Raw genomic sequence first — 20,954 nt, forward strand, 5'->3', positions numbered from 1 at the left:
GGGAAGACGTTGCTATCGGCGTACCGACGTGCGCCGGCCGATGCCGACCACGGCAATCACAGCCAGCGCAAACAACACGGTGGGCGCGTCAAGCGATTCACCCAGCAGCAGCCAGCCGCCGATCAACGTCATGAAAGGTTGCAGCAATTGTATCTGCCCGACCCGCGCAACACCGCCGGCGGCCAGGCCGGAGTACCAGAACAGGAAGCCGATGAACATGGAAAAGGCCGACACGTAAGCCAGCCCCATCCAGGCGCGGGACGACGCATGCGCCAGCGCCTCGGCCTGATGGGTCGACGGCAGCCACGCCAGCGCGCTCACCAGGGGCAGAAGCACAGGCGGGGAGACGATCAGCGCCCAGGCAATCGTCTGCGTGCCGCCCAGTTCTCGCGCGAGCTTGCCGCCGGTGGCATAGCCGAGCGCGCCGGTCACCATGGCGGCGAAGAGGAGCCAATCGGCGCGATGCAGGCTCCCCGCGCCTTGCAGCAGCGCAAAGGAGACGACAAGCACACTGCCCGCCAGCGCACACAGCCAGAACCCGGCAGACGGCCGCTCGCGCCCGAACCAGGCGGCGAAGATGGCGGTCGCAAGCGGCAGCAGGCCGGTGATGATGGCGCCATGGGCGGCCGGTACGTCTCGCATCGCCAGCGAGGAGAACAGCGGAAAGCCGACCACCACGCCCATTGCCGTCACCGCCAGCTGCCACCATTGATGGCCGCGCGGGCGCTTGCCGGCCGCAAACGCGCCCGTGGCCGCCAGCATCGCCAGCGCCAGCACACTCGCCAGCACCGCGCGCGCCAGCGCCACGAAGGTCGCATCCAGCTCGGCCACGGCCATGCGCGTGAACGGCAGCGTCTGGCTAAAGATGGCCACGCCGATGAGGCCGAGCAGCAAGCCCCGGCGTTCGGCGTGGTCGGTGTGTTGCATGGGGAGGGCGGCGGACTTGTTCATGGTGGCCACTCAATCTGCAAACGCCACGGCCACGCGTCGGTTCTGGCGGCTCTTTTTTTCGATCTTGGTGACGATCACGCGGCCGATTTCGCCGGTGGCGCGCACGTGGGTGCCACCGCACGGCTGCCGGTCGATGCCGTCGATGCGGATGATGCGGATGGCCGATGCGCCCGCCGGCGGCGCCGCGCCGATGGTGCGCACGAGTTCGGGCTGGGCGGCCAGTTCTTCCGGGGTGATCAGGTCGATGCGCACCGGCGTGTTACGGCCGATGAGTTCGTTGAGCTGTGTGGTCAGCGTGTCGCGGTCGAGCGTTGATTCCGGCAGGTCGAAATCGATGCGGCCGGCGTCTGGCGAGATACCGCAGCCCGTGACGGGCACCGGAATCAGCGAGCCCAGCAGGTGCAGGCACGTATGCAGCCGCATCAGCCGGTGGCGGCGGTCCCAGTCGATGGTGGCCGTGACGGCCGTGCCGGGCGCGAGCAGCGTGAGGCCAGCATTGTCGGCGGGCACATGCAGGACGGTTTGGCGATCCGGGCTGTAGACGGTGTCGGCAATCCTGATGGTTGTTCCATCGGCCAGGACGAGTGTGCCGGTGTCGCCAGCCTGGCCGCCGCTGCGTGCGTAGAACACCGTGGCGTCCAACTCAATGCCTTCCGAATGCACGGCGACGACGGTGGCGTCGCAGGTGGCGCGGTAGGCGTCTTCGTCAAAACGTTTCAACGTTGGCATGGGGGCGTCTCCGGGTTCGCTGGGGGCGGAATTCTGACCTTGATCCTACCGAACTGCGTCTGTACAGTACCTGTACACTTTGTCGTGGCGCTTTCTGTACAGTTTTCGGCGCGCTTGAAGCCTACCCCGTCATGAATCCCACCTCCCACATCATCAGCCTGGATGCCCGCCGCGCGGCCGCCCGCCCGGCGGCGGAGCAGTTGCCCGACCCGATTCCGTCGGCGCAGATGACGCTGGTGGATCAGCTCACCGAATGGGCGCGCATGCGCATCGACGAGCGCGTGTTTCGTGCCGGCATGCGCATGCCGTCGATCCGGCAACTGGCACAGGAGAAGAGCATTTCGCGCTTCACCGTGGTGGAGGCGTACGAGCGGCTGGTGGCGCAGGGGTATCTGGAATCGCGCCGCGGATCGGGCTTCTACGTCAAGGAGCGCCAGGCGCCATTGCCCGAAGAGCCGGTCGCGCCGCCGCCCACCGCCGCGCGCAAGATCGACGTGACGTGGCTGCTGCGGAACATGTTCCATTCCGCCGAGCCACGCAAGGCGCCGGGCATCGGCTTTCTGCCCAACGGCTGGCTTGACGGCGAGCTGATCGCCAACGCGCTGCGCACGCTCGGCCGGCAGAACGGCAACCAGTTTCTGGCGTGGGGATCGCCGCAGGGCTTTTTGCCGCTGCGCCAGCAGTTGCAGACGCGGTTGGCGGAGCTGGAGATCGGCGCCCGGCCGGACCAGATCGTGATGACCTCGGGCATCACCTCGTCGCTGGACCTGATCGCGCGCCAGTACGTGCAGCCCGGCGATACGGTGCTGGTGGGCGATCCGGCGTGGTTCCTGATGTTCGGCCGCTTTGCCGCGCAAGGGGCGCAGGTGATCGGTGTGCCGTACACCGCCGAGGGGCCGGATCTGGTGGCGCTGGAAGGGTTGGTGCAGGTGCGCCGGCCCAAGCTGCTGATCATCAACTCGATCCTGCACAACCCGACCGGCACGTCGCTGTCGGCGGCCAAGGCGTTTCAGTTGCTGCGGCTGGCCGAGCAGTACGGTTTCCTGATCGTCGAAGACGATATCTACGGCGATCTCGCCCCGCCCGGACACCCCGGCACGCGGTTGGCGAGCCTCGACCAACTGCGCCGCGTGATCTACCTGAGCAGCTTCTCCAAGACGCTCGCGGCCAACCTGCGTGTGGGGTTCATCGCCTGCCACCCCGAGCTGGCCAAGAACCTGGTCGACGGCAAACTGCTGACCGGCCTCGTCACGCCCGAGATCAACGAGCGCGTGCTCTACAAGATCCTCACTGAAGGCCACTACCGCAAGCATGTCGAACGCATACGCGCCCGACTGGACCGCGCCCGCGACGGCGTGCAGCGCAGCCTCGAGCGCATGGGCCTGAAGCTGTTTGCGCAGCAGGGTGCGGGCATGTTCCTCTGGGCCGATACCGGGCAGGACACCAACGCCATTGCCCGCGCCGGGCACGAACAGGGCTATGTGTTTGCGCCGGGGAGCCTGTTTTCGCCGTCGCAGATGCCGTCGACGTGGATGCGCTTCAACATCGCAACCAGCGCCGATCCGGAGTTGCTCCGGTTCCTGGCGGAGCAGCTCGATCGCGGGGCTTGAAAACCGGGCGCCACGCCCTATCTAGCTTCACAAATTCATGCGGGCGCGCGCAAGGTGTAGCCCGCTTCTCTTTCCACTTTCCAGATTTTCTATGCACACCATGAGCGCACCGCACGAGAAGATGGCTTTCCAGGCAGAAGTGAAGCAGCTTCTGCACCTGATGATCCACTCGCTGTACAGCAACAAGGAAATCTTCCTGCGGGAACTGGTTTCCAATGCGTCCGATGCGGTGGACAAGCTGCGTTTTGAGGGCATCGCCAATCCGTCGCTGCTGGAAGGCGCCGGCGAGCTTGGCATCCGCATCGGCTTTGATGCGGCCGCGCGCACCATCACGATCGCCGACAACGGTATCGGCATGAGCCGCGACGAGGCCATCCGCAACCTCGGCACCATCGCCCGCTCGGGCACGCGCGAGTTCTTCAGCCAGCTTTCGGGCGACCAGCAGAAGGATGCTGCGCTGATCGGCCAGTTTGGCGTGGGCTTCTACTCGGCATTCATCGTGGCCGACCGCGTGACGGTGGAATCGCGCCGCGCCGGTGTGGCCGCCAATGAAGCCGTGCGCTGGGAAAGCACCGGCGACGGCGAATTCACTGTCGACACCATCGAACGTGCCGAGCGAGGCACCACCATCACGCTGCACCTGCGCGAGGGTGAGGACGATTTCCTCTCCGCCTGGCGCATCAAGTCGGTCGTGCAAAAGTATTCGGACCACATCTCCCTGCCGATCCAGATGCGCAAGGAAGCGTGGGACGAAGAGAAGAAGGCGATGGTGGCCCAGGACGAATGGGAAACCATCAACCAGGGCAGCGCCCTGTGGGCACGCCCGCGCGCTGACGTGACCGATGATCAGTACATTGCCTTCTACCAGCACATCGCCCACGAAAACGGCAAGCCGCTCGCCTGGACGCACAACCGCGTGGAAGGCCGCAGCGAATATACGCAACTGCTGTACATCCCGACCAACGCGCCGTTCGACCTGTGGGACCGCGAGCGCCGCAGCGGCCTGAAGCTGTACGTCAAGCGCGTCTTCATCATGGACGACGCCGAGCAACTGCTGCCGGCCTACCAGCGCTTCGTGAAGGGCGTGATCGATTCGGCCGATTTGCCGCTGAATGTCTCGCGCGAAATCCTGCAGGAAAGCCGCGACGTGAAAGCCATCCGCGAGGGTTCGACCAAGCGCGTGCTCGGCATGCTCGAATCGATGGCCGAGTCGGATGACGCAGCCGAGAAGGAGAAGTACGCCACGTTCTGGCAGAACTTCGGTCAGGTGCTCAAGGAGGGCATCGGGGAGGACCACGCCAACAAGGACCGCATTGCCAAGCTGCTCCGCTTTGCTTCCACGCACAACGAAGACAGCGCCCAGACCGTCTCGCTGGCCGATTACGTCGGCCGCATGAAGGAAGGTCAGGACAAGATCTACTACGTGACCGCCGAAAACTGGACGGCGGCCAAGTCGAGCCCGCATCTGGAAATCTTCCGCAAGAAGGGTGTGGAAGTGCTGCTGCTGACCGACCGCGTGGACGAGTGGATGCTCTCGTTCCTGCACGATTTCGAAGAGAAGGAACTGGTGTCGGTTGCGCGTGGCGATCTCGACCTGGGCGCCTTGGAAGACGAAGCCGAGAAGGCCGAGCACGCCAAGGTGGAAGGCGAGTTCAAGCCGCTGGTCGAGCGCGCCAAGGCGGTGCTCAGCGACAGGGCCAAGGAAGTGCGCATCACGCATCGCCTGACCGATTCGCCGTCGTGCCTGGTGGCCGATGAAGGCGACATCAGCGGCACGCTGGCCCGTCTGCTCAAGCAGGCCGGCCAACAGGCGCCTGACAGCAAACCCGTGCTGGAACTGAACCCGACGCACCCGCTTGTGCGCAAGCTCGCGCTGCTGGAAACCGTGACCGGCAACGAAGCCGACCGCGCCGCGTTTGAAGATCGCCTGCATGTGCTGTTCGATCAGGCACTGTTGGCAGAGGGTGGCGCATTGGCCGACCCGGCAGCCTACGTGCAACGTGTGAATCGCCTGCTGGCCTGACGACAAGCGTGACGCTCAAGCGATGCTTTCCGCCCGTGGTCGACGCGCACACGCGCGTGCTGATCCTGGGCAGCCTGCCCGGTGAAGCATCGCTTGCGCAATCGCAGTACTACGCACACAAGCAGAACCAGTTCTGGCGCCTGGCCGGCGAGGTGATCGGCCAGGATTTGCCGGGCATGGAATACGCCGCGCGTTTGCAGGTGCTGCTTGCGCATCGCATCGGCCTGTGGGATGTGGTGGCCGAAGCCAAGCGCGAAGGCAGTCTCGACAGCAAGATCCGGGACCATGCCGGTAATGACCTTGCCGGCTTGATCGCCTCGTTGCCGGAACTGGCGCTCATTGCCTTTAACGGCGGCACCGCGTCGCGCATTGGCGTAAAGGCGCTGGGCGACATCGGCGACCGCCACACCATCCTCAAACTCCCTTCCAGCAGTCCGGCCTATGCAGCCGTGCCATATGCCCAGAAGTTGGCGGCGTGGCAAGCGCTGCGTGAGTGGCTGTCGTAGCCTCCTGCTACCTGGTCTGCCCTTCGTACAAGCCGGTCACGTCATCCATCATCTGAAGAATGCGCTCGCTGGTTGCGATCAGCGCAGCGACATGTGCCCGAAGGTTTGCGATGCCGGCGTCGATGGCCGGCGCGTGCCGGCGCCGGACTGGCCGGCGTCGTTCGTGCCGACGACATTGCGGATCAGTTGGTCCATCTCCTGGATGATGTCTGCGAGCACCGTCGTGATGACCGAGAACTCGCGCCCGTAAGGACCCGCCCGCGCCGCGGAGACGCGCGCGTTCATGGCGACGATGTTGGCCTGCATCGAGATGCGGCCAAGGTGCGTGGCGATGTCCGCCTGACGCTTGCGCAGTGCGACTTCGCATACGTGCATTTCCTCCTGGTACGCCTGCGTGATGGTCTGTAGCAATTCCAGCATGGGCGTGGCCTGTGCGACGAGCGCATCGAGCGACGGGTTGCGCTGGGTCGTGCCGGTCGACAGGGTATCGATGGCGCTTTTGGCCAGCGCGATGAACTCGCGGACGCGAGCATCGCCGCGCAGCTTGCCCGAGTACAACTGACGCAATGCCTCCGAGAACGCGCCGGGCAACCGCGCATTGCCGTCCACAAGTTCGGTGTGTGCCGACGCGAATGTCGCCAGGCACGATCGTGCGATGTCGAGCGCGGCGGCATGACCCTGAGCCGCCAATACCATTTGCAGCACGATCCGCTGTGACAGCATGCGCTGCCGTCCGGACAGGTTGATCAGCTCACCAATGGTCTCGACGGACACATCGGCCGCGGAAGCCGGGAAGGAGGAAGCGTTCATGTCATGCCTTGCAGGTGGTGTCGGCGCTGATGGAGTCGCGCCGGCCAAAAAAAACGCCCCGAGGCGAGACGGCGACGCACCGGTTGCCGGGGACGTGCCGTGTCGCCTCGGAGCGCCGTTGCCCCGGACGCTCCTGTGCGGAGCGCGTTATCGCGAAGTGCCAAGGTAGATCAAGGCCGCCGTTGGCCTTGTCCTTGCCGATGCAATAGCCATGCCACGCAAGAGAGGCCGGCGGGCCCGTCGATCCGCACACGCCAAGAGGTTCTGCCGCACTAATCTCGTGCCAGATGCCTCATGACGAGGCATGCGCGTGCGCCATGCACCGGCCGAATCGCTGGCCTACACTGTGCCCTGCGCAAGAGCGCGCTGCCGCAGGGTCGCGCAGAAGATCGTCGGCGGCCACAACGATGGATACCAAGGAAAGCACTCCCATGACCACACCTTCGATGTACGAGTTTCTCGTACCGACTGCCAACCGCATGCTCGGCAACCTGTCGGCCCTGCTCGACAAGGCGGCTGCCCACGCAGAAGCGAAGAAGTTCGACCCGGCCAATCTGATGACCGCGCGTCTGGCGCCAGACATGCATCCGTTCACGCGGCAGGTGCAGATTGCCTGTGATCAGGCCAAGGGCGGCGCGGCGCGCCTGTCTGGCAACGAGGTGCCGTCGTACCCGGATGTGGAGACGACCATTCCAGAGCTGAAGGCGCGCATTGCCAAGACACTGGAGTTCGTCAACAGCATCGACCCCGCGGCATTTGCCGGCAGCGAAGATCGCCAGATCACGCTCAAGAGCCCGACCCGCGAACTGCAGTTCACGGGCATCGATTACCTGCGCGGTTTCGTGCTGCCGAACCTGTATTTCCATGTCACCACGGCTTATGCGCTGCTGCGCCACAACGGCGTGGAAATCGGCAAGCTGGACTTCCTGGGTCATCCCTGAGCTTCGCTTCGCTCAGGCCATTGCCCCATCGACCCTGAAGACCGGCTCTATGCGGCTTCCGGGCGAGCAGGGCGCAAACGTCAAGGGCGCGGCATCCCCCCGCCGCAGCGCATCTGTCACAATCGCGCCCGAGGCCGACGCGGGGGGCGTCGGTGCATTTCTCTATCGGGCCTTCACATGCCGTTTCTTGGAATCGGGTTTCACGTCATCGTCGCGCTGTTCTTTGCGGTGCACGTCGTGCGCAACAACCAGAACATGTACTGGTTGTTCATCCTGTTTGCGTTCCCGCTGCTGGGCAGCGTGGTGTATTTCTTCGCGATCTATCTTCCGGAGATGCGCCACTCGCGCGGCGCCCGCGTTGCCAGCCGCGCTGTGACGCAACTGATCGATCCGAACCGCGCCGTGCGCGAAGCCCGCAACGATTTCGACCGCGCGCCGACCGTGCAGCACCGCCTGCGTCTGGGCGAAGCACTGCTGGAAGCCGGCGACGCGAAGGAAGCACGCCAGCACTTCGAGCAGGCGGCCACCGGCCCATTTGCTGGCGACCCGGCCGTGCTGCTCGGCCTGGCTCGCGCGCAGTTTGCCACCGGCGACGCGGCACTCGCCAGGGACACGCTCGACAAACTGTTCGAAGCGCATCGGGTGACGCGCCAGCAGCCCGAGCCGACATTGCTGTACGCACGCGCATTGGCCGCAACCAACGCGCCGAATACGCGTGAAGCCTTCGAGCAAGCGCTGACCTGCGCGAACGATGCCGCTGCCCGTTGCCTCTTCGGCGAATGGCTGCTCGCCCAGAACAGCGATGCCGACAAGCAGCGCGCGCAGGCCCTGTTTGAAGAAATCCTGCGCGACGCCAAGCACTGGACGCGCTATGCCAAAGATCACAATCGCGAGTGGCTGCAGCGCGCTGCAGCCGCTCAGTCTTCTTCCCGTTGATCCGCTTTATGACGCTGTTGAAACGTAAATCCATCGAGGCCGTCGCCTCGCGCCGCCCGGCCCGCGCCAAGCGTGAGGACCGCCGGGGCCACGATGACGAACCGAAGCGCATGGCCCCGCGCTTTGCGCCGGTCACGTTCTCTGAACTGGCCGGTGTGCGCTATCTGCACTTTGGTACGGAATGGGTGCAGGGCGCCATGCGCCTGTCCAAGCCCGATGCCATCGAACTGGAATATGCGCAGCAGATGATGGCGTGGCTGCTGTTTCTCGACCCGGCCGCACGAGCGGACTTCCACGTCGTGCAACTCGGTCTGGGGGCTGCCGCGCTCACCAAGTTCTGCCATCGTCATCTCGCGCCTGCGCAGGTCACGGCGGTGGAGCTGAACCCGTCCGTGATCGTCGCGGCGCGCAGCATGTTCGGCCTGCCGTTTGACGACGCGCGGTTGAGCGTGCTCGAACAGGACGCCTACGACTGGGTGATGGACGCCAGCCACCACGGCACAGTCGATGCGCTGCAGATCGACCTGTACGACGCCACCGCGCGCGGCCCCGTGCTCGATACGCCCGCGTTCTACAAGGCTTGCCGCCAGGTGTTGCGCTCGCCGGGTGTGATGACGATCAACCTGTTTGGCGATCACACCAGCTTTCCGCGCAATATCGAGCGCATTTGTGACGCGTTCGACAATCGCGTGCTTGTCTTCCCTGAAGTGCACGATGGCAATGTGATCGCGCTGGCGTTCAATGGGCCGCCGCTGCACGTCAGTTGGGAAGATGTGCAGACGCGGGCTGCCGCGCTGCAGGCCTCGCTCAAGCTGCCGACCAAGGGCTGGGCCGACGGTTTGCGCAGTGCCAACGCCGGCCAGGAGGACGCGCTGTCGATCTGATCGGTGCTGCGCGCCGTCCCATGCAAAACGCCCCGATTTGCGGGGCGTTTGCTTTTGTTTGGAGGCGCGCACTCAGGCGGCGTCGCCCATGCCTGGCATTTGATCGATGAAGCCGGTCACCGCCTGCATGCGGCCACCTTCAATGCGCACGAAGTCGGTGCCCTTGACCAGCGCCTGTCCATCGGGGCCGAGCGTCCATCGGAAGCGGATCGTGTCCTGCACCACATCCGCGCCGCCGTCGCGCGCAAAGCGGAAACCCGGGAACTTGGCCTGCACGCCCGCAATGAGCGCCTCCACGCCGTCATGGCCGGCGCCCTGCATCAGCGGATCGACATACGTGGCGCTCTCAGTCCAGGTTTGCGCGACGAGGGTGCGGCGTTGCGCAGCGTCTGTTGCGTTCCATGCGGCGATGTAACGGTCGACCAGCGTATCGGCGGGCGTGTCGTTGGCGGCGAGTTGGGTGGATGTCATGACGTTTCTCCGTTCGAAGTGGGGCGCTTGCCCAGCGCGGTGACGGATCATGCGCTGGATGGCTTCATCTTCGGCGCCACCGTGGATGGTGTCGATTACGCGTCAGGTAATCGCCGCGTCCATGCCCGGAGAAACGAGAGGAGGCGCGTTACTTGGATAACAACCGCATCGCCGATTCCAACCCGGCAATCGTCACCGGATACATCCGCGTCTTAACGATCTGATTGATGACCGAGATGGACTGGCGGTACTCCCACAGGCCCTCCGGCTCGGGGTTGAGCCAGACGAACTTCGGGAACTGTTCGATCAGGCGCTTGAGCCACGTGGCGCCCGCTTCGGCGTTGTTGTATTCGACCGAGCCGCCCGCCTGCAGGATTTCGTACGGGCTCATGGTCGCATCGCCCACGAAGATCAGTTTGTAGTCGGGCGGGTATTTGCGGATGACGTCCCAGGTGGAGAACCGCTCCGCATGACGGCGGCGGTTGTTCTTCCACAGCCATTCGTAGACGCAGTTGTGGAAGTAGTAATACTCGAGGTGCTTGAACTCGGTTTTGGCGGCGGAGAAGAGTTCTTCCACGCGCTTGATGTGGTCGTCCATCGAGCCGCCCACATCCATCAGCATCAGCACCTTGACGTTGTTGTGCCGCTCGGGGCGCATCTTGATGTCGAGCAGGCCGGCGTTGGCGGCGGTGGAGTGGATGGTGTCGTCCAGGTCCAGCTCGATATCGGCCCCATCGCGCGCGAACTTGCGCAGGCGGCGCAGCGCCACCTTGATGTTGCGGGTGCCGAGTTCGACGGTGTCGTCGTAGTCCTTGTACGCGCGCGCTTCCCACACCTTGACCGCGGTGCGGTTGCCCTTCGATGGCCCGCCGATGCGGATGCCTTCCGGGTTGTAGCCACCGTGCCCGAACGGCGACGTGCCACCGGTGCCGATCCACTTGTTGCCGCCTTCGTGGCGCTCGTGCTGCTCGTTCAGCAGTTCTTTCAGCCGCTCCATCAGCTTGTCGAGGCCGCCCATGGCTTCGATCTTGGCCTTCTCTTCTGGCGACAGTTCGCGCTCAAGCTTTTTGATCAGCCAATCCAGCGGGATGTCCGCGCGCCAATCCACCGCGCCTTCCACGCCCTTGAAGTAGGCGCCGAATGCCTGATCGAACTTGTCGAAGTGCTTTTCGTCCTTGACCAGCGTCATGCGCGCCAGGAAGTAGAACTCGTCGAGCGACGGCGCGATGACCTGCTGCTTGAGCCCTTCAAGCAGCGTCAGGTATTCCTTGACCGAAACCGGCAGCTTGGCGTGCCGCAGGGTGAAGAAGAAGTCGATCAGCATGGTGTCCTTCGGCGCTCAGATGGAGGGCCGCTCCAGCTTGTATTGCAGATGGCGTTTCACGGTCAGCCATTCCGATTCGATGATCGAAAACACGACCGTGTCGCGGAAGCTGCCGTCCGGCATGCGCTGGTGGTTGCGCAGCACGCCGTCCTGCTTGGCGCCGAGGCGGGCGATGGCGGCTCGGCTCTGGTGGTTCATCCAGTGCGTACGGAATTCCACGGCAATGCAGTGCAGGGTTTCGAATGCATGCGTGAGCAGCAGCAACTTGCATTCCGTGTTGACGGCCGTGCGCTGTACCGATTTGGCGTACCACGTGTGGCCGATTTCGAGCCGGCGGTTGGCTTCGTCCACGTTGAAGAGGCGCGTGGCACCGACCACCTTGCCCGGCTGCCCATCGTGCATCTCTCGCACGACGAACGGCATGGCGCCCAGGCGTTCGCGCATGTCGAGGGCAATGGCCAGCCACTCGCCGGTCTTGTCTGGCGAGGGCACCGAGGTGTACCAGAGCTTCCACAGCTCGCCATCGGCGGCCGCGGCGCGCACCTCGTCCTCGTGCTCTGGGCCGAGCGGCTCCAGCCAGGCGTGCGGGCCGGACAGCGTGACGGGCTCGATCAGGCGCGGCATGGTGTGGGCTGGCTCAGCGGTTGGCGCGGTTCATGAACACCAGGCGCTCGAACAGGTGCACGTCCTGTTCGTTCTTGAGCAACGCCCCGTGCAGCGGCGGAATCGCAGCGTTCTTGTCTTGGCTGCGCAGCGATTCCGGCGGAATGTCTTCCGCCAGCAGCAGCTTGAGCCAGTCGATCAGCTCGGATGTCGACGGCTTTTTCTTCAGCCCCGGCAGGTTGCGCATCTCATAGAACGCATCCAGTGCGGCCTTGACCAACGCGGGCTTGATGCCGGGGTAGTGCACGTCGACGATGGCCTGCATCGTCTCGGCATCCGGAAACTTGATGTAGTGGAAGAAGCAACGGCGCAGGAAGGCGTCGGGCAACTCCTTCTCGTTGTTCGACGTGATGATCACCAGCGGGCGGTGTCTGGCGCGGATGGTTTCACGCGTTTCGTACACGTAGAACTCCATACGATCCAGTTCGCGAAGCAGATCGTTGGGGAATTCGATGTCGGCCTTGTCGATTTCGTCGATCAGCAGCACGACCGGCTCGTCCGCCTCGAAGGCCTGCCAGAGCACGCCCTTGACGATGTAGTTGCGGATGTCGTGGACCCGGTTGCTGCTTTCCTGGTCGCCCAGCTGCGAGTCGCGCAGGCGCGAGACGGCGTCGTATTCGTACAGGCCCTGCTGCGCCTTGGTGGTCGACTTCACGTGCCACTGCAGCAGCGGCATGCCCAGCGCGGCGGCCACTTCCTCAGCCAGCATGGTCTTGCCCGTGCCCGGCTCGCCCTTGATGAGCAGCGGGCGCTGGAGCGTCATCGACGCGTTGACGGCAAGCTTGAGGTCATCGGTGGCGACGTACTGGTCGGAGCCTTCGAAGCGTGAGCGCTGGTTGGATGGGGCAGGCGAGGTGGTGGTGTTCATCGTGCAAGCCTACTGAGCGGTAAAAGATTTGGAAACGGCCAGTATAAGAGCATTTGGGCGTTTGACGCCGGGCGGCAGCGGGGCGGATGCGTCGTGCCATTCCTTGCTGTCAAGTCACGGGAGCCCTAACTGGACTGGCAAAAAAGCGGTGCGGTACAATGCGCCGGTTTGACGCACCTCAAATGACCGTCTTCTGGCTTGTTGCCAACGGCGGGTGAATGCGCCCAGCGAGACAGCCGGCGGAGACGAGCCAAGCCGGCAGGGCGAGCAGGATTCTGAAACTCCACGCTTAAGAACGAGATGAAAAAGATCCTCACCATGGTGGCCGCCTTGGGCACATTAGGCGCACTGTCCGCCGCAGCCAACAGCGCCGCCGCTGCCGACGTTCAGGGCAACGCGGCCGCCGCCGAGAACAAGGTCGCCATGTGTATCGGCTGCCATGCCATCCCCGACTACAAGACGTCGTTCCCCGAGGTGTATCGCGTGCCCTATCTGGGCGGCCAGAACGCCAAATACATTGAAAGCGCGCTGCATGCGTATCAAAAGGGTGACCGCAAGCACCCGACCATGCGCGCCATCGCCGGGTCGCTGACTGACCAGGACATCGCCGACCTGGCCGCCTATTACGCGGCGCAGACGCCGGCCACCCAAAACAATCCCCAGAAGTGACGAGGAACAACATGAAGAAGATCTCGCTCGCAATCTCGTTCAATCTGGGCGTGCTGATGCTGGCAGCCGCTATGTCGGCGCAAGCTGCCGATATTGAAAAGGGCAAGCAACTGGTGGAGAAGGGCGCTTGCGTGGCCTGCCATGGCGCCGGCCTGAACGCGCCGATCTCGCCGGACTATCCGAAGCTCGCCGGCCAGCACGGCGACTATATCTATCACGCGCTGCTGGCCTATCAGACCAGCAACAACCCGCTGGTGGGTCGCAGCAACGCCATCATGGCGGGCCAGGTCAACAGCAACCCTGCCACGATCGGTGCCGACGGTAAGCCGCGTCCCTTCACGCAGGCTGAGCTGAAGGATATTGCCGCGTACATCGAATCGCTGCCGGGCTCGCTGGTGCTGAAGAAGTGATGCGGCATCGCCGGTCAAAAAAAAAACCGCTCTTCGGAGCGGTTTTTTTTTGGCGTTCGAGCATCAGATTCAGCGGGCAGTTGCGCGCTTGCGCACGCATTCGATATAGGCGTCGCCGTCGGGCGGCAGGCCGGTGCGCTGCGCCGTCCACAGCATCTGGCCCAGGCATTCCATCACCTGATGGTGCGCTTCGTGCGGCGAGTCGAGCCGCTGGGCCAGCGCTTCATACGCAGCGCGAATGCCGCGCGGCTGATCCACGGACACCTGCTCGCTGATCGACAGGTGCATCGACAGGTGCAGGAACGGGTTGCTCTGGCCGCTTTCCGGCGTGTAGTCGCGGGCGAGCGCTTCTTCGCCGGCTTCCAGGGTGTCGTGGTATTCGGGATGCTGCAGCATCCAGTCGAGCGCCATGGCTTCGAGCGGCGTGAGGATTTCTGCCTGGCGGTGCTTGCGCCACGCGCCGCAGAAGAATTGACGGACTTCGTCGCGGGAGGGATTGAACATGATTTCGCCATTGTACCGGCGCGCCTTCATGCCTGCCGGGCAGCTTGGCGAGACGGCAACGCTACAATGGCGCCCCGCACCCGCAGACGGCGACCCCAAACAAAAACGCCGCACGCCATGAGACAAGCCGCCGATTCCTCCCTCGCCGCACGCGCCGCCGACAAGCTCCTCGGCGTGATGCTGATCGCCGTGTCCGCCGCTTCATTCGGTGCGATGGCCATCTTCACGCATTACGCTTATGCGAGCGGTGCCAATGTGGTTGGTCTGCTGATCGTGCGCTTTGTGATCGCGGCTGCGGCGCTAATGGTCGTGATGCGTGTTCGTCGCATTGGCATACCGCCGTGGTCGCGCGTGGCGGGGCTGGCGGCAATGGGCGGCATCGGCTACGCGGGGCAGTCGTTCGCGTTTTTTACGGCGTTGAACTACGCGCCGGCCAGCCTGGTGGCGTTGCTGCTGTATCTGTATCCGATGTTCGTGACGGTACTGGCGGCGATTTTCCTGCGCGAGCGGCTGACCACCACGGCGATCATCGCGCTGGTGCTGTGCTCGGTCGGGGCGGGGCTGACGGTGGGCGGCGCGGGCCTGTCGGGCGGCAGCCTGCTCGGCATTGGGCTGGGGGTGGCCTCCGCAGTGATTTACTCGATCTACATCACGGTCGGTGCACGGGTCACGCGCGGGCTGGATCCATTGGCGTGCACGACCGTCATCTGTACCGCTGCGGCCGTGGTGTACACGGGGATGGCGTTGCTCGGCTCGCCTGCGCATCTGCCCGGCACGTTCAGCGGCTGGGCAGCGGCGCTGGCCATCGCAGGCTTGTCGACAGTGGTGGCGATCCTGACGTTCTTTGCCGGCTTGCAGAAGTTGGGGGCCGCGCAGGCGTCGATGCTGTCTACGCTGGAGCCGGTGGTGACGGTGCTCTTGGCGGCATTGCTGCTCGGCGAGTCGATCGCGCCCATGCAGATGGCTGGCGGCGCATTGATCCTGGCGGGCGTGCTGTGGTTGACCCGCGCAGATGCCAAGCCTGCCGGTCACAGCGCGGACGAAATGGCCTGAAGCGGAATCTTCACGCCCCACAAAAAACCGCCCAGCAAGAACTGGGCGGTTTTGCTTTCGGCCTTGAGGCGATTACTTCTTCGGGCCGCTCGGCAGGCGTTGCAGGCTCTGCACCCGCATCAGGGCCGGACGATCGGCCATCACGCCATCGTAGAACGAAGCCAGATCACCCTTGAGCGCGGTGCGCGACGCATCGTTCAGATAGATCATGTGGCCCGACGGGTAATTCTTGGTCGTCAGGTTTTTCGCCTTGAGCGTCGGATCAAGCGGCATTTGCGCCAGCGTCAGCTCGGTCTGGTGGAACGGCGTGACCGCGTCGAAATAGCCGCTGGCCTGCAGCACCTTCAGGTCGGGGTTCAGGCTCATCGTCGAGGCGAGATCGCCGGCGGTGTACAGCGTGTTGCCGCCGCCCTTGTTGGCGCCCGTCGGGTCGACGTGGCTGAAATCCCAGTTGTTGAACACGGCGTCGTTCAGGTCCAGGAACGAGGAGGTCGACGTGTACTTGAGCTGGGTGTTCAGGTAGCTGTTCCAAAGCACCGTGTACGCGCCCCCGATATTCGAGATCGACGGATCGTTGCTGCCCGAGTTCGGCAGGATGAACGGCGCGATGCCCTGGCCCGTGTAGTTGGCGCGGCCGTCATACTGGCCGATCTGGATGCCCGGGTTGAGCGTCAGGAAGAACGTGTACGGCGGGTTGTTGTTCTGCGACGGCACGTTGCCCAGCGCCGCCGGGTTGCCGAACGTCTGGATCAGCGAGACCGGATCGGTGCCGATGTACGAGCCCATCGTCTGCGCCGTCGACAGGTTCAGGTTCAGGCGCACGTTGACGAACCCGCCATCTGCGGCGCTCGGCGCTTGTGCCAGCGGGGCGAGCGTGTTGTCGGCGTAGTTGCGGGCCTGGACCATGTAGCCGTCGAGGTCGGTCGGTGCCGGGTTGAGCGTCGTCTTCTTCCAGTAGAACGCGTCGGCGGCCAGCGTCGGGAAGGTGCCGACGGCCGAGAGAGCATTCGCGTAGTCGAGGATCGACGATTGCAGCGTGATCCCGTTCAGCTCGATACCGTCTTCATGCAGCACCCACGACAGCACCGCACTGCGCGCCGTGCCATACGACTCGCCGTACAGGAACTTGGGCGAATTCCAGCGCGAGTTCTTCGTCAGGTAGCGCTGGATGAAGCGGTCGATGGAGCGAGCGTCCTGGTCGTGCCCCAGAAGTCTTTGTTCTTGGCCGGGGCGATCGCGGCCGAATATCCGGTGCCCACGGGGTTGATGAACACGAGATCGGAGCGGTCGAGCAGGCTGTCCGGGTTGTCGGGCAGTTTGTACGGCGCCGGCGGCGTGAAGTTCGGGAACGACGACTGCAGCCGTTTCGGCCCGAACGAGCCCAGCAACAGGAACACCGACGACGAGCCCGGGCCGCCGTTATAGAAGAACGTTACCGGACGCGGCTTTGCCGGATCGAGGTTGTCTTGCGTGTAAGCCACGTAGAACATCGTCGCGTTCGATTGCGACGTGACTGGGTCGATGGTCGTCAGGTGGCCGGCGGTAGCTGTGTAGGCGATGCTCTTGCCGCCGATTGTCACCGTATGGTGCGTGATGGCCGCGCTTTCGCCCGGATCGGCGGCAAGCGCGTCGTTGGGCCCGGTGCCGTAGACGTTCGGGTCGACGTAGGGCTGGTCGGGCGGCACGGCGGCCGTCACCGGTTGCGTGGTTGCGTTGCCGGCGTTGGTGGCAACGCCGCTCTGGTTTGCCGCGGCGGACGAGTCTCCGCCGCCGCAACCCGCCAGCAGCACCGCGGACAGCGCTGCGGCCGCAAACGATACACCGAGGGTCCGGGACAATCCTGCAAAATCACTGGTCGATAACCTGGATTTTTTCATGGCGATAATGGCCTTCTTCAGGGTGACGAACACCATCACTTAAAACGTGTGGTTTTAAGTGGGCTCCATATTCGATTTGCGTTTTGTCATTTCTATACGACGCGAAACTAATATTCTGATTTCCCGCCTTGTTTGCGGAAATTAATGCAATCGGTTTTTGTTTGGCAAAAGAAGCCCCCGAAATCCGATCGGATTTCAAAAATAAAACAGCTCTGGAGTCAAGCCCGCAGCTAATTTGCGCAAAGTCTGCAACGGTCCGTGCAAAAGCGTCGGGATGAATGCGGTTACGCGCCTGATTTAACTCGGGCGCGAATCCGATACGTCCAACTCTGCGGGTAATGCAATGACGAACGAAAAAGTAGTTCGTAAGCAAACCGTTGTAAACGGCTGTTTTTTTATCGTACGCGATGCACTGTAAAAATGACCTTGTTGATGCAGGCGCATCGCGGCAATTGCGATTAAATACAAAGAGGGCATGCCGTTTTTTCTAAAGCCACGGGACTGCCGATGGTGGGCGGGGGTGCTCATCGGGGGGGCAGGTGTCCGGCGCATGCGGATACGGCGCATTACAATGCGGTCCTCAACTTTTTCCGGAGCACCCTGCAATGCCGATGCTTGAACCGTCCGCGCTGGACCAACTGTTCCACGCAGCCCGTACGCATAACGTGTGGCTGGATAAGCCGGTCGATGACGAACTGCTGCACACGTTGTACGACACCGTGAAGTACGGTCCGACCGCAGCCAACAGCACGCCGGCCCGCTTCGTGTTCGTCAAGAGCGCCGCCGCCAAGGAGCGCCTGATTCCGTGCATGTCGGCCGGCAATCAGGAAAAGACCCGCCAGGCGCCCGTGGCCGTGATCGTTGCGTACGACACGCAATTCCACGAGCAACTGCCCAAGTTGTTCCCGCACACCGATGCGCGTTCGTGGTACGCCGGCGACCAAGCCAAGATCAATGCCGCCGCGCTGATGAACGGCTCGCTGCAGGGCGGCTATCTGGTGCTCGCCGCCCGTGCGCTCGGCCTGGACTGCGGCCCAATGGCCGGCTTCGATGCCAACAAGGTGAACGAGACGTTCTTCCCCGATGGCCAGTGGAAGGTCAACTTCATCATGAACATCGGCTACGGCGACGCCGAGAAGCTGCACCCGCGCAACCCGCGCCTGTCGTTTGAAGAGGCGTGCAAGATCGTTTGATCGACGACCGGTCGCGCAAAGAAAACGGGGACTCGCATCAGACGGTGCAGTCCCCGTTTTTTATTCCTTCGGCGCTGGCGTCTTCGGCCTGAATTCACACAGCGGCTCGATGGCGCAATGCCAACACTCGGGTTTGCGCGCCTTGCACACATAGCGTCCATGCAGGATCAACCAGTGGTGCGCGTCCTGCCGAAACGCTTCCGGCACCACCTTCAGCAGCTTCAGCTCGACCTCAAGGACGTTCTTGCCCGGCGCCAGCCCGGTGCGATTGGCCACGCGAAAGATGTGCGTGTCCACCGCGATCGTCGGCTCACCGAAGGCCGTGTTCATCACCACGTTGGCTGTCTTGCGGCCCACACCGGGTAACTTTTCTAGCGCAGCGCGCTCACGCGGCACTTCACCGCCGTACTGGTCGAGCAGGATGCGGCACGTCTGCAGGATGTGCTTGCACTTGGTGCGATACAGCCCGATGGTCTTGATGTATTCGGTGATGCCGTCCTCGCCCAGCGCCAGCAGCTTGGCAGGCGTGTTGGCCACCGGAAACAGCTTGCGCGTCGCCTTGTTCACGCCCACGTCGGTCGCCTGTGCGGACAGCAGCACTGCGATCAGTAGCTCGAACGGCGTGGTGTATTCCAGCTCGGTGGTCGGCGTCGGGTTGTTCTCGCGCAGGGTCTCGAAGATGGCGTGGCGCTTGGCGGGATTCATCGTCGGGGCAGGGGTCAGGGTTTTTCTGCGTCGGGTTTGGCGCTGTGTTCGATCTGGCTGGCGATGCGCTTGCGGCGGGCTTCAGCCTCGTCAATCTGGGCTTGCACATCCGCCGATACGTCGGTCACGTTGCGCGGGCCTTGCCCGCGCGCAGCCATCTCGGCCTGTTTCTGGCGCGCCCGTTCAATGGCGGCCTGGATGATCGCCTTCTTGCGCGCTTGCGCGGCGAGTTCAGCGTCATCGGCCGGTTGTTCGGCGCTGACGGCAGCGAGTTTGGCTGCGGCCTTCGCGGCGAGGCGCGCTTCGTTCTCGGCTTGCTCGCGCTTGAGGCGTGCGTTGCGGAACACGTAGCGGTCCCGCGCGACATCGGCCTGTTGCTGGCTCCAGGCATCCCAGCCCGTGCGGTCGCCGGTGACAGGGACCATGTCGATGCAATCGACAGGGCAGGGCGCCACGCAGAGATCGCAGCCGGTGCACCACTCTTCGAGCACCGTGTGCATTGCCTTGGGCGCGCCCACGATGGCGTCGACCGGGCACGCCCGGATGCACAGCGTGCAGCCGATGCAGCGTTCCGGGTCGATGACTGCGATGGCGCGAGGCTGTTCTATGCCGTTGGAAGGGTCCAGCGGGAGCAGGTCACCCGTGCGACCGAGCGCGTCGGACAGCCGGCGAATACCTTCAGCGCCGCCAGGTGGGCAGCGGTTGGGTAGCGCCTCGCCGCTGGCCATGGCTTCAGCGTAGGGGCGGCAGCCGTTGTAGCCGCACTTGGTGCATTGCGTTTGCGGCAAGAGGTTTTCGAGCCGGTCGGCCAAGGATGCGGCCACTGCGGGGACCAAGGAAACCACGATGGGACTTGTCGTTTGAATAGCCTGCCATTATCGCCGATTTGGCCCCCGCGCAAGGCGTGCATGCCCTGACATCGCATACGGCGGGCATGTCTTGACCGTATGACATAATTCTTGCGTTCTAAACGGACCGACGTGCCATGCCGTCTCATCCAGCCGCGCCACTCGCCGACATCGAAGCCGATGCTCACGGCGAATCCGCCGCACCCCGCACGCGTCGCGACCCCGCCGGCACGCGCCGACGCATCCTTGCTGCTGCGATCGAAGAGTTTGCGCGCGGTGGGTTTGCAGGCGCGCGCGTTGATGCCATCGCCCGTCGCGCCGAGACCAACGAGCGCATGCTGTATTACTACTACGGCAGCAAGGAAAAACTCTTCCTGACCGTGCTCGAGCACATGTATTTCCGCTTCAAACAGGCGGAAGAGCAGGTACAGATCGAGTCGTCCGACCCGCGTGAAGCGGTCATCCAGCTTGCGCGGTTCGTCTGGGATTTCTATTACGAGAACCCCGAGTTCATCTGTTTGCTCAACAGCGAAAACCTGCACGAGGCGCGGCATCTGAAGACCTCGCCGCACTTGGGCGAGCTGGTCAACCCGGTCATCGAGGTGCTGCGAGGTGTGGTGGAGCGCGGCCAGCGCGCCGGCATCTTTCGCGACGACATCGATGTGTCGCGCCTGTACCTCACGATTTCGGCGCTCGGCTATTACGTGCTGTCCAACCGCTACACGATCAGTGCCGTGGTGGGCCGCGACATTGCCTCGGCCGACGAGCACGAGGCGTTCGCACAGCTGCATATCAAGATGCTGCTGGCGTATCTGGAGCGGCCCAAGGGCTGATCGGCCGAAGCGCCATCGCTGTCAAGTCCTGCCATAGGTTGACACTGTGCTCAGTCTCCGAGCGCCCGATGCACCGCATCGGGCGTTTTGTATTTCAAGGCCAGATGAGGCCGTTCGTGGTTGTAGATATGCACGGCCTGCGCCAC

The 20,954-nt window shown here is 63.8% G+C and carries 22 protein-coding genes and 2 pseudogenes; 11 read left to right on the forward strand and 13 right to left on the reverse strand.

Annotation, left to right across the window (positions count from 1 at the left end; genetic code table 11):
• Positions 1–12: 12 nt before the first annotated feature.
• Both CFE42_RS13325 and CFE42_RS13330 read right to left on the reverse strand, forming a co-directional pair.
• Positions 13–951 carry a DMT family transporter gene (locus CFE42_RS13325; RefSeq protein WP_004629054.1) on the reverse strand — a complete coding sequence of 313 codons (939 nt, stop codon included), beginning with the start codon at positions 949–951 and terminating at the stop codon, positions 13–15.
• A 9-nt stretch (positions 952–960) separates the two neighbouring features.
• Positions 961–1,680, reverse strand: coding sequence for an alanyl-tRNA editing protein (locus tag CFE42_RS13330; protein WP_004629052.1), 720 nt, complete (start codon positions 1,678–1,680; stop codon positions 961–963).
• 131 nt (positions 1,681–1,811) lie between these two features.
• On the opposite strand from CFE42_RS13330, the gene CFE42_RS13335 reads away from it, so the two are divergent.
• The 3 genes from CFE42_RS13335 (at position 1,812) to CFE42_RS13345 (ending at position 5,819) form a co-directional block, all read left to right on the forward strand.
• Positions 1,812–3,290, forward strand: a complete 1,479-nt coding sequence (locus CFE42_RS13335) for a PLP-dependent aminotransferase family protein (protein WP_004629049.1) — start codon at positions 1,812–1,814, stop codon at positions 3,288–3,290.
• A 100-nt stretch (positions 3,291–3,390) separates the two neighbouring features.
• Positions 3,391–5,313, forward strand: coding sequence for a molecular chaperone HtpG (gene htpG / locus CFE42_RS13340; protein WP_004629047.1), 1,923 nt, complete (start codon positions 3,391–3,393; stop codon positions 5,311–5,313).
• A gap of 8 nt (positions 5,314–5,321) precedes the next feature.
• Positions 5,322–5,819, forward strand: a complete 498-nt coding sequence (locus CFE42_RS13345) for a DNA-deoxyinosine glycosylase (RefSeq protein ID WP_004629045.1) — start codon at positions 5,322–5,324, stop codon at positions 5,817–5,819.
• A 78-nt stretch (positions 5,820–5,897) separates the two neighbouring features.
• On the opposite strand, the gene CFE42_RS13350 is transcribed toward CFE42_RS13345, so the two are convergent.
• On the reverse strand, positions 5,898–6,629 hold the full coding sequence (locus CFE42_RS13350) for a type IV pili methyl-accepting chemotaxis transducer N-terminal domain-containing protein (protein WP_004629044.1): 732 nt from the start codon (positions 6,627–6,629) through the stop codon (positions 5,898–5,900).
• Between the two features lie 431 nt (positions 6,630–7,060).
• Between CFE42_RS13350 and CFE42_RS13355 the strand changes: the two genes are divergently transcribed.
• From CFE42_RS13355 to CFE42_RS13365, 3 genes are all read left to right on the forward strand, one after another.
• Positions 7,061–7,570 (forward strand): DUF1993 family protein, encoded by a 510-nt coding sequence (locus CFE42_RS13355; RefSeq protein WP_004629041.1) that lies wholly within the window; start codon positions 7,061–7,063, stop codon positions 7,568–7,570.
• A gap of 177 nt (positions 7,571–7,747) precedes the next feature.
• Positions 7,748–8,506, forward strand: a complete 759-nt coding sequence (locus CFE42_RS13360; protein ID WP_004629040.1) for a tetratricopeptide repeat protein — start codon at positions 7,748–7,750, stop codon at positions 8,504–8,506.
• 8 nt (positions 8,507–8,514) lie between these two features.
• Positions 8,515–9,390, forward strand: coding sequence for a spermidine synthase (locus tag CFE42_RS13365; protein ID WP_004629037.1), 876 nt, complete (start codon positions 8,515–8,517; stop codon positions 9,388–9,390).
• A 72-nt stretch (positions 9,391–9,462) separates the two neighbouring features.
• Here the strand turns inward: CFE42_RS13365 and CFE42_RS13370 are convergent, their stop codons facing one another.
• The 4 genes from CFE42_RS13370 to CFE42_RS13385 all read right to left on the reverse strand — a co-directional run bounded on the left by CFE42_RS13370 (position 9,463) and on the right by CFE42_RS13385 (position 12,716).
• Positions 9,463–9,861 (reverse strand): nuclear transport factor 2 family protein, encoded by a 399-nt coding sequence (locus tag CFE42_RS13370; protein WP_004629035.1) that lies wholly within the window; start codon positions 9,859–9,861, stop codon positions 9,463–9,465.
• Positions 9,862–10,009: 148 nt separating this feature from the next.
• A complete protein-coding gene (locus CFE42_RS13375) occupies positions 10,010–11,185 on the reverse strand; it encodes a VWA domain-containing protein (protein WP_004629032.1) in 1,176 nt (391 codons plus the stop codon).
• Positions 11,186–11,200: 15 nt separating this feature from the next.
• Positions 11,201–11,809, reverse strand: coding sequence for a GNAT family protein (locus CFE42_RS13380; protein WP_004629031.1), 609 nt, complete (start codon positions 11,807–11,809; stop codon positions 11,201–11,203).
• 13 nt (positions 11,810–11,822) lie between these two features.
• Complete coding sequence (locus CFE42_RS13385) at positions 11,823–12,716, reverse strand: MoxR family ATPase (protein ID WP_004629029.1); 894 nt, start codon at positions 12,714–12,716, stop codon at positions 11,823–11,825.
• A 300-nt stretch (positions 12,717–13,016) separates the two neighbouring features.
• Here CFE42_RS13385 and CFE42_RS13390 point away from each other — a divergent pair, with 300 nt between their 5' ends.
• Positions 13,017–13,385, forward strand: a complete 369-nt coding sequence (locus CFE42_RS13390; RefSeq protein WP_004629027.1) for a cytochrome c — start codon at positions 13,017–13,019, stop codon at positions 13,383–13,385.
• Positions 13,386–13,396: 11 nt separating this feature from the next.
• Entirely contained in the window at positions 13,397–13,795 is a 399-nt protein-coding gene (locus CFE42_RS13395; RefSeq protein WP_004629025.1) for a cytochrome c, read from the forward strand.
• Between the two features lie 69 nt (positions 13,796–13,864).
• Here the strand turns inward: CFE42_RS13395 and CFE42_RS13400 are convergent, their stop codons facing one another.
• A complete protein-coding gene (locus tag CFE42_RS13400) occupies positions 13,865–14,299 on the reverse strand; it encodes a DUF1841 family protein (protein ID WP_012435197.1) in 435 nt (144 codons plus the stop codon).
• Positions 14,300–14,416: 117 nt separating this feature from the next.
• Between CFE42_RS13400 and CFE42_RS13405 the strand changes: the two genes are divergently transcribed.
• Positions 14,417–15,352: a DMT family transporter gene (locus CFE42_RS13405; protein WP_004629020.1), complete on the forward strand. Its 936-nt coding sequence runs from the start codon at positions 14,417–14,419 to the stop codon at positions 15,350–15,352.
• A gap of 72 nt (positions 15,353–15,424) precedes the next feature.
• On the opposite strand, the pseudogene CFE42_RS13410 reads toward CFE42_RS13405, so the two are convergent.
• Positions 15,425–17,229, reverse strand: a pseudogene (locus CFE42_RS13410) (peptidase S1).
• Positions 17,201–17,602: a hypothetical protein gene (locus CFE42_RS13415; protein ID WP_152458797.1), complete on the reverse strand. Its 402-nt coding sequence runs from the start codon at positions 17,600–17,602 to the stop codon at positions 17,201–17,203. Before CFE42_RS13415 ends, CFE42_RS13410 begins: the two are co-directional and overlap by 29 nt.
• Positions 17,603–17,834: 232 nt before the next feature.
• On the opposite strand from CFE42_RS13415, the gene CFE42_RS13420 reads away from it, so the two are divergent.
• Positions 17,835–18,422 carry a malonic semialdehyde reductase gene (locus CFE42_RS13420; RefSeq protein ID WP_004629012.1) on the forward strand — a complete coding sequence of 196 codons (588 nt, stop codon included), beginning with the start codon at positions 17,835–17,837 and terminating at the stop codon, positions 18,420–18,422.
• A gap of 60 nt (positions 18,423–18,482) precedes the next feature.
• Here the strand turns inward: CFE42_RS13420 and nth are convergent, their stop codons facing one another.
• On the reverse strand, positions 18,483–19,127 hold the full coding sequence (gene nth / locus CFE42_RS13425) for an endonuclease III (RefSeq protein ID WP_004629010.1): 645 nt from the start codon (positions 19,125–19,127) through the stop codon (positions 18,483–18,485).
• Positions 19,128–19,141: 14 nt separating this feature from the next.
• Complete coding sequence (gene rsxB / locus CFE42_RS13430; protein ID WP_004629008.1) at positions 19,142–19,972, reverse strand: electron transport complex subunit RsxB; 831 nt, start codon at positions 19,970–19,972, stop codon at positions 19,142–19,144.
• A gap of 140 nt (positions 19,973–20,112) precedes the next feature.
• Here rsxB and CFE42_RS13435 point away from each other — a divergent pair, with 140 nt between their 5' ends.
• Complete coding sequence (locus CFE42_RS13435) at positions 20,113–20,808, forward strand: TetR/AcrR family transcriptional regulator (RefSeq protein ID WP_004629006.1); 696 nt, start codon at positions 20,113–20,115, stop codon at positions 20,806–20,808.
• Positions 20,809–20,870: 62 nt separating this feature from the next.
• On the opposite strand, the pseudogene CFE42_RS13440 reads toward CFE42_RS13435, so the two are convergent.
• Positions 20,871–20,954: pseudogene (locus CFE42_RS13440) on the reverse strand (integrase core domain-containing protein); the annotation flags it as partial.

It is taken from the genome of Ralstonia sp. PBBBR1, from assembly GCF_002256165.1.
Taxonomy (GTDB): domain Bacteria; phylum Pseudomonadota; class Gammaproteobacteria; order Burkholderiales; family Burkholderiaceae; genus Ralstonia; species Ralstonia thomasii.

Bases quoted from the DNA above. Each gene is read 5' to 3' on its own strand.
- CFE42_RS13370 (WP_004629035.1), bottom strand. From the start codon at position 9,861: ATGACATCCACCCAACTCGCCGCCAACGACACGCCCGCCGATACGCTG.
- CFE42_RS13405 (WP_004629020.1), top strand. From the start codon at position 14,417: ATGAGACAAGCCGCCGATTCCTCCCTCGCCGCACGCGCCGCCGACAAG.
- htpG (WP_004629047.1), top strand. From the start codon at position 3,391: ATGAGCGCACCGCACGAGAAGATGGCTTTCCAGGCAGAAGTGAAGCAG.
- CFE42_RS13365 (WP_004629037.1), top strand. From the start codon at position 8,515: ATGACGCTGTTGAAACGTAAATCCATCGAGGCCGTCGCCTCGCGCCGC.
- CFE42_RS13395 (WP_004629025.1), top strand. From the start codon at position 13,397: ATGAAGAAGATCTCGCTCGCAATCTCGTTCAATCTGGGCGTGCTGATG.
- CFE42_RS13335 (WP_004629049.1), top strand. From the start codon at position 1,812: ATGAATCCCACCTCCCACATCATCAGCCTGGATGCCCGCCGCGCGGCC.
- CFE42_RS13435 (WP_004629006.1), top strand. From the start codon at position 20,113: ATGCCGTCTCATCCAGCCGCGCCACTCGCCGACATCGAAGCCGATGCT.
- CFE42_RS13360 (WP_004629040.1), top strand. From the start codon at position 7,748: ATGCCGTTTCTTGGAATCGGGTTTCACGTCATCGTCGCGCTGTTCTTT.
- CFE42_RS13330 (WP_004629052.1), bottom strand. From the start codon at position 1,680: ATGCCAACGTTGAAACGTTTTGACGAAGACGCCTACCGCGCCACCTGC.
- CFE42_RS13325 (WP_004629054.1), bottom strand. From the start codon at position 951: ATGAACAAGTCCGCCGCCCTCCCCATGCAACACACCGACCACGCCGAA.
- CFE42_RS13390 (WP_004629027.1), top strand. From the start codon at position 13,017: ATGAAAAAGATCCTCACCATGGTGGCCGCCTTGGGCACATTAGGCGCA.
- CFE42_RS13355 (WP_004629041.1), top strand. From the start codon at position 7,061: ATGACCACACCTTCGATGTACGAGTTTCTCGTACCGACTGCCAACCGC.
- CFE42_RS13400 (WP_012435197.1), bottom strand. From the start codon at position 14,299: ATGTTCAATCCCTCCCGCGACGAAGTCCGTCAATTCTTCTGCGGCGCG.
- CFE42_RS13380 (WP_004629031.1), bottom strand. From the start codon at position 11,809: ATGCCGCGCCTGATCGAGCCCGTCACGCTGTCCGGCCCGCACGCCTGG.
- CFE42_RS13375 (WP_004629032.1), bottom strand. From the start codon at position 11,185: ATGCTGATCGACTTCTTCTTCACCCTGCGGCACGCCAAGCTGCCGGTT.
- CFE42_RS13350 (WP_004629044.1), bottom strand. From the start codon at position 6,629: ATGAACGCTTCCTCCTTCCCGGCTTCCGCGGCCGATGTGTCCGTCGAG.
- nth (WP_004629010.1), bottom strand. From the start codon at position 19,127: ATGAATCCCGCCAAGCGCCACGCCATCTTCGAGACCCTGCGCGAGAAC.
- CFE42_RS13385 (WP_004629029.1), bottom strand. From the start codon at position 12,716: ATGAACACCACCACCTCGCCTGCCCCATCCAACCAGCGCTCACGCTTC.
- CFE42_RS13420 (WP_004629012.1), top strand. From the start codon at position 17,835: ATGCCGATGCTTGAACCGTCCGCGCTGGACCAACTGTTCCACGCAGCC.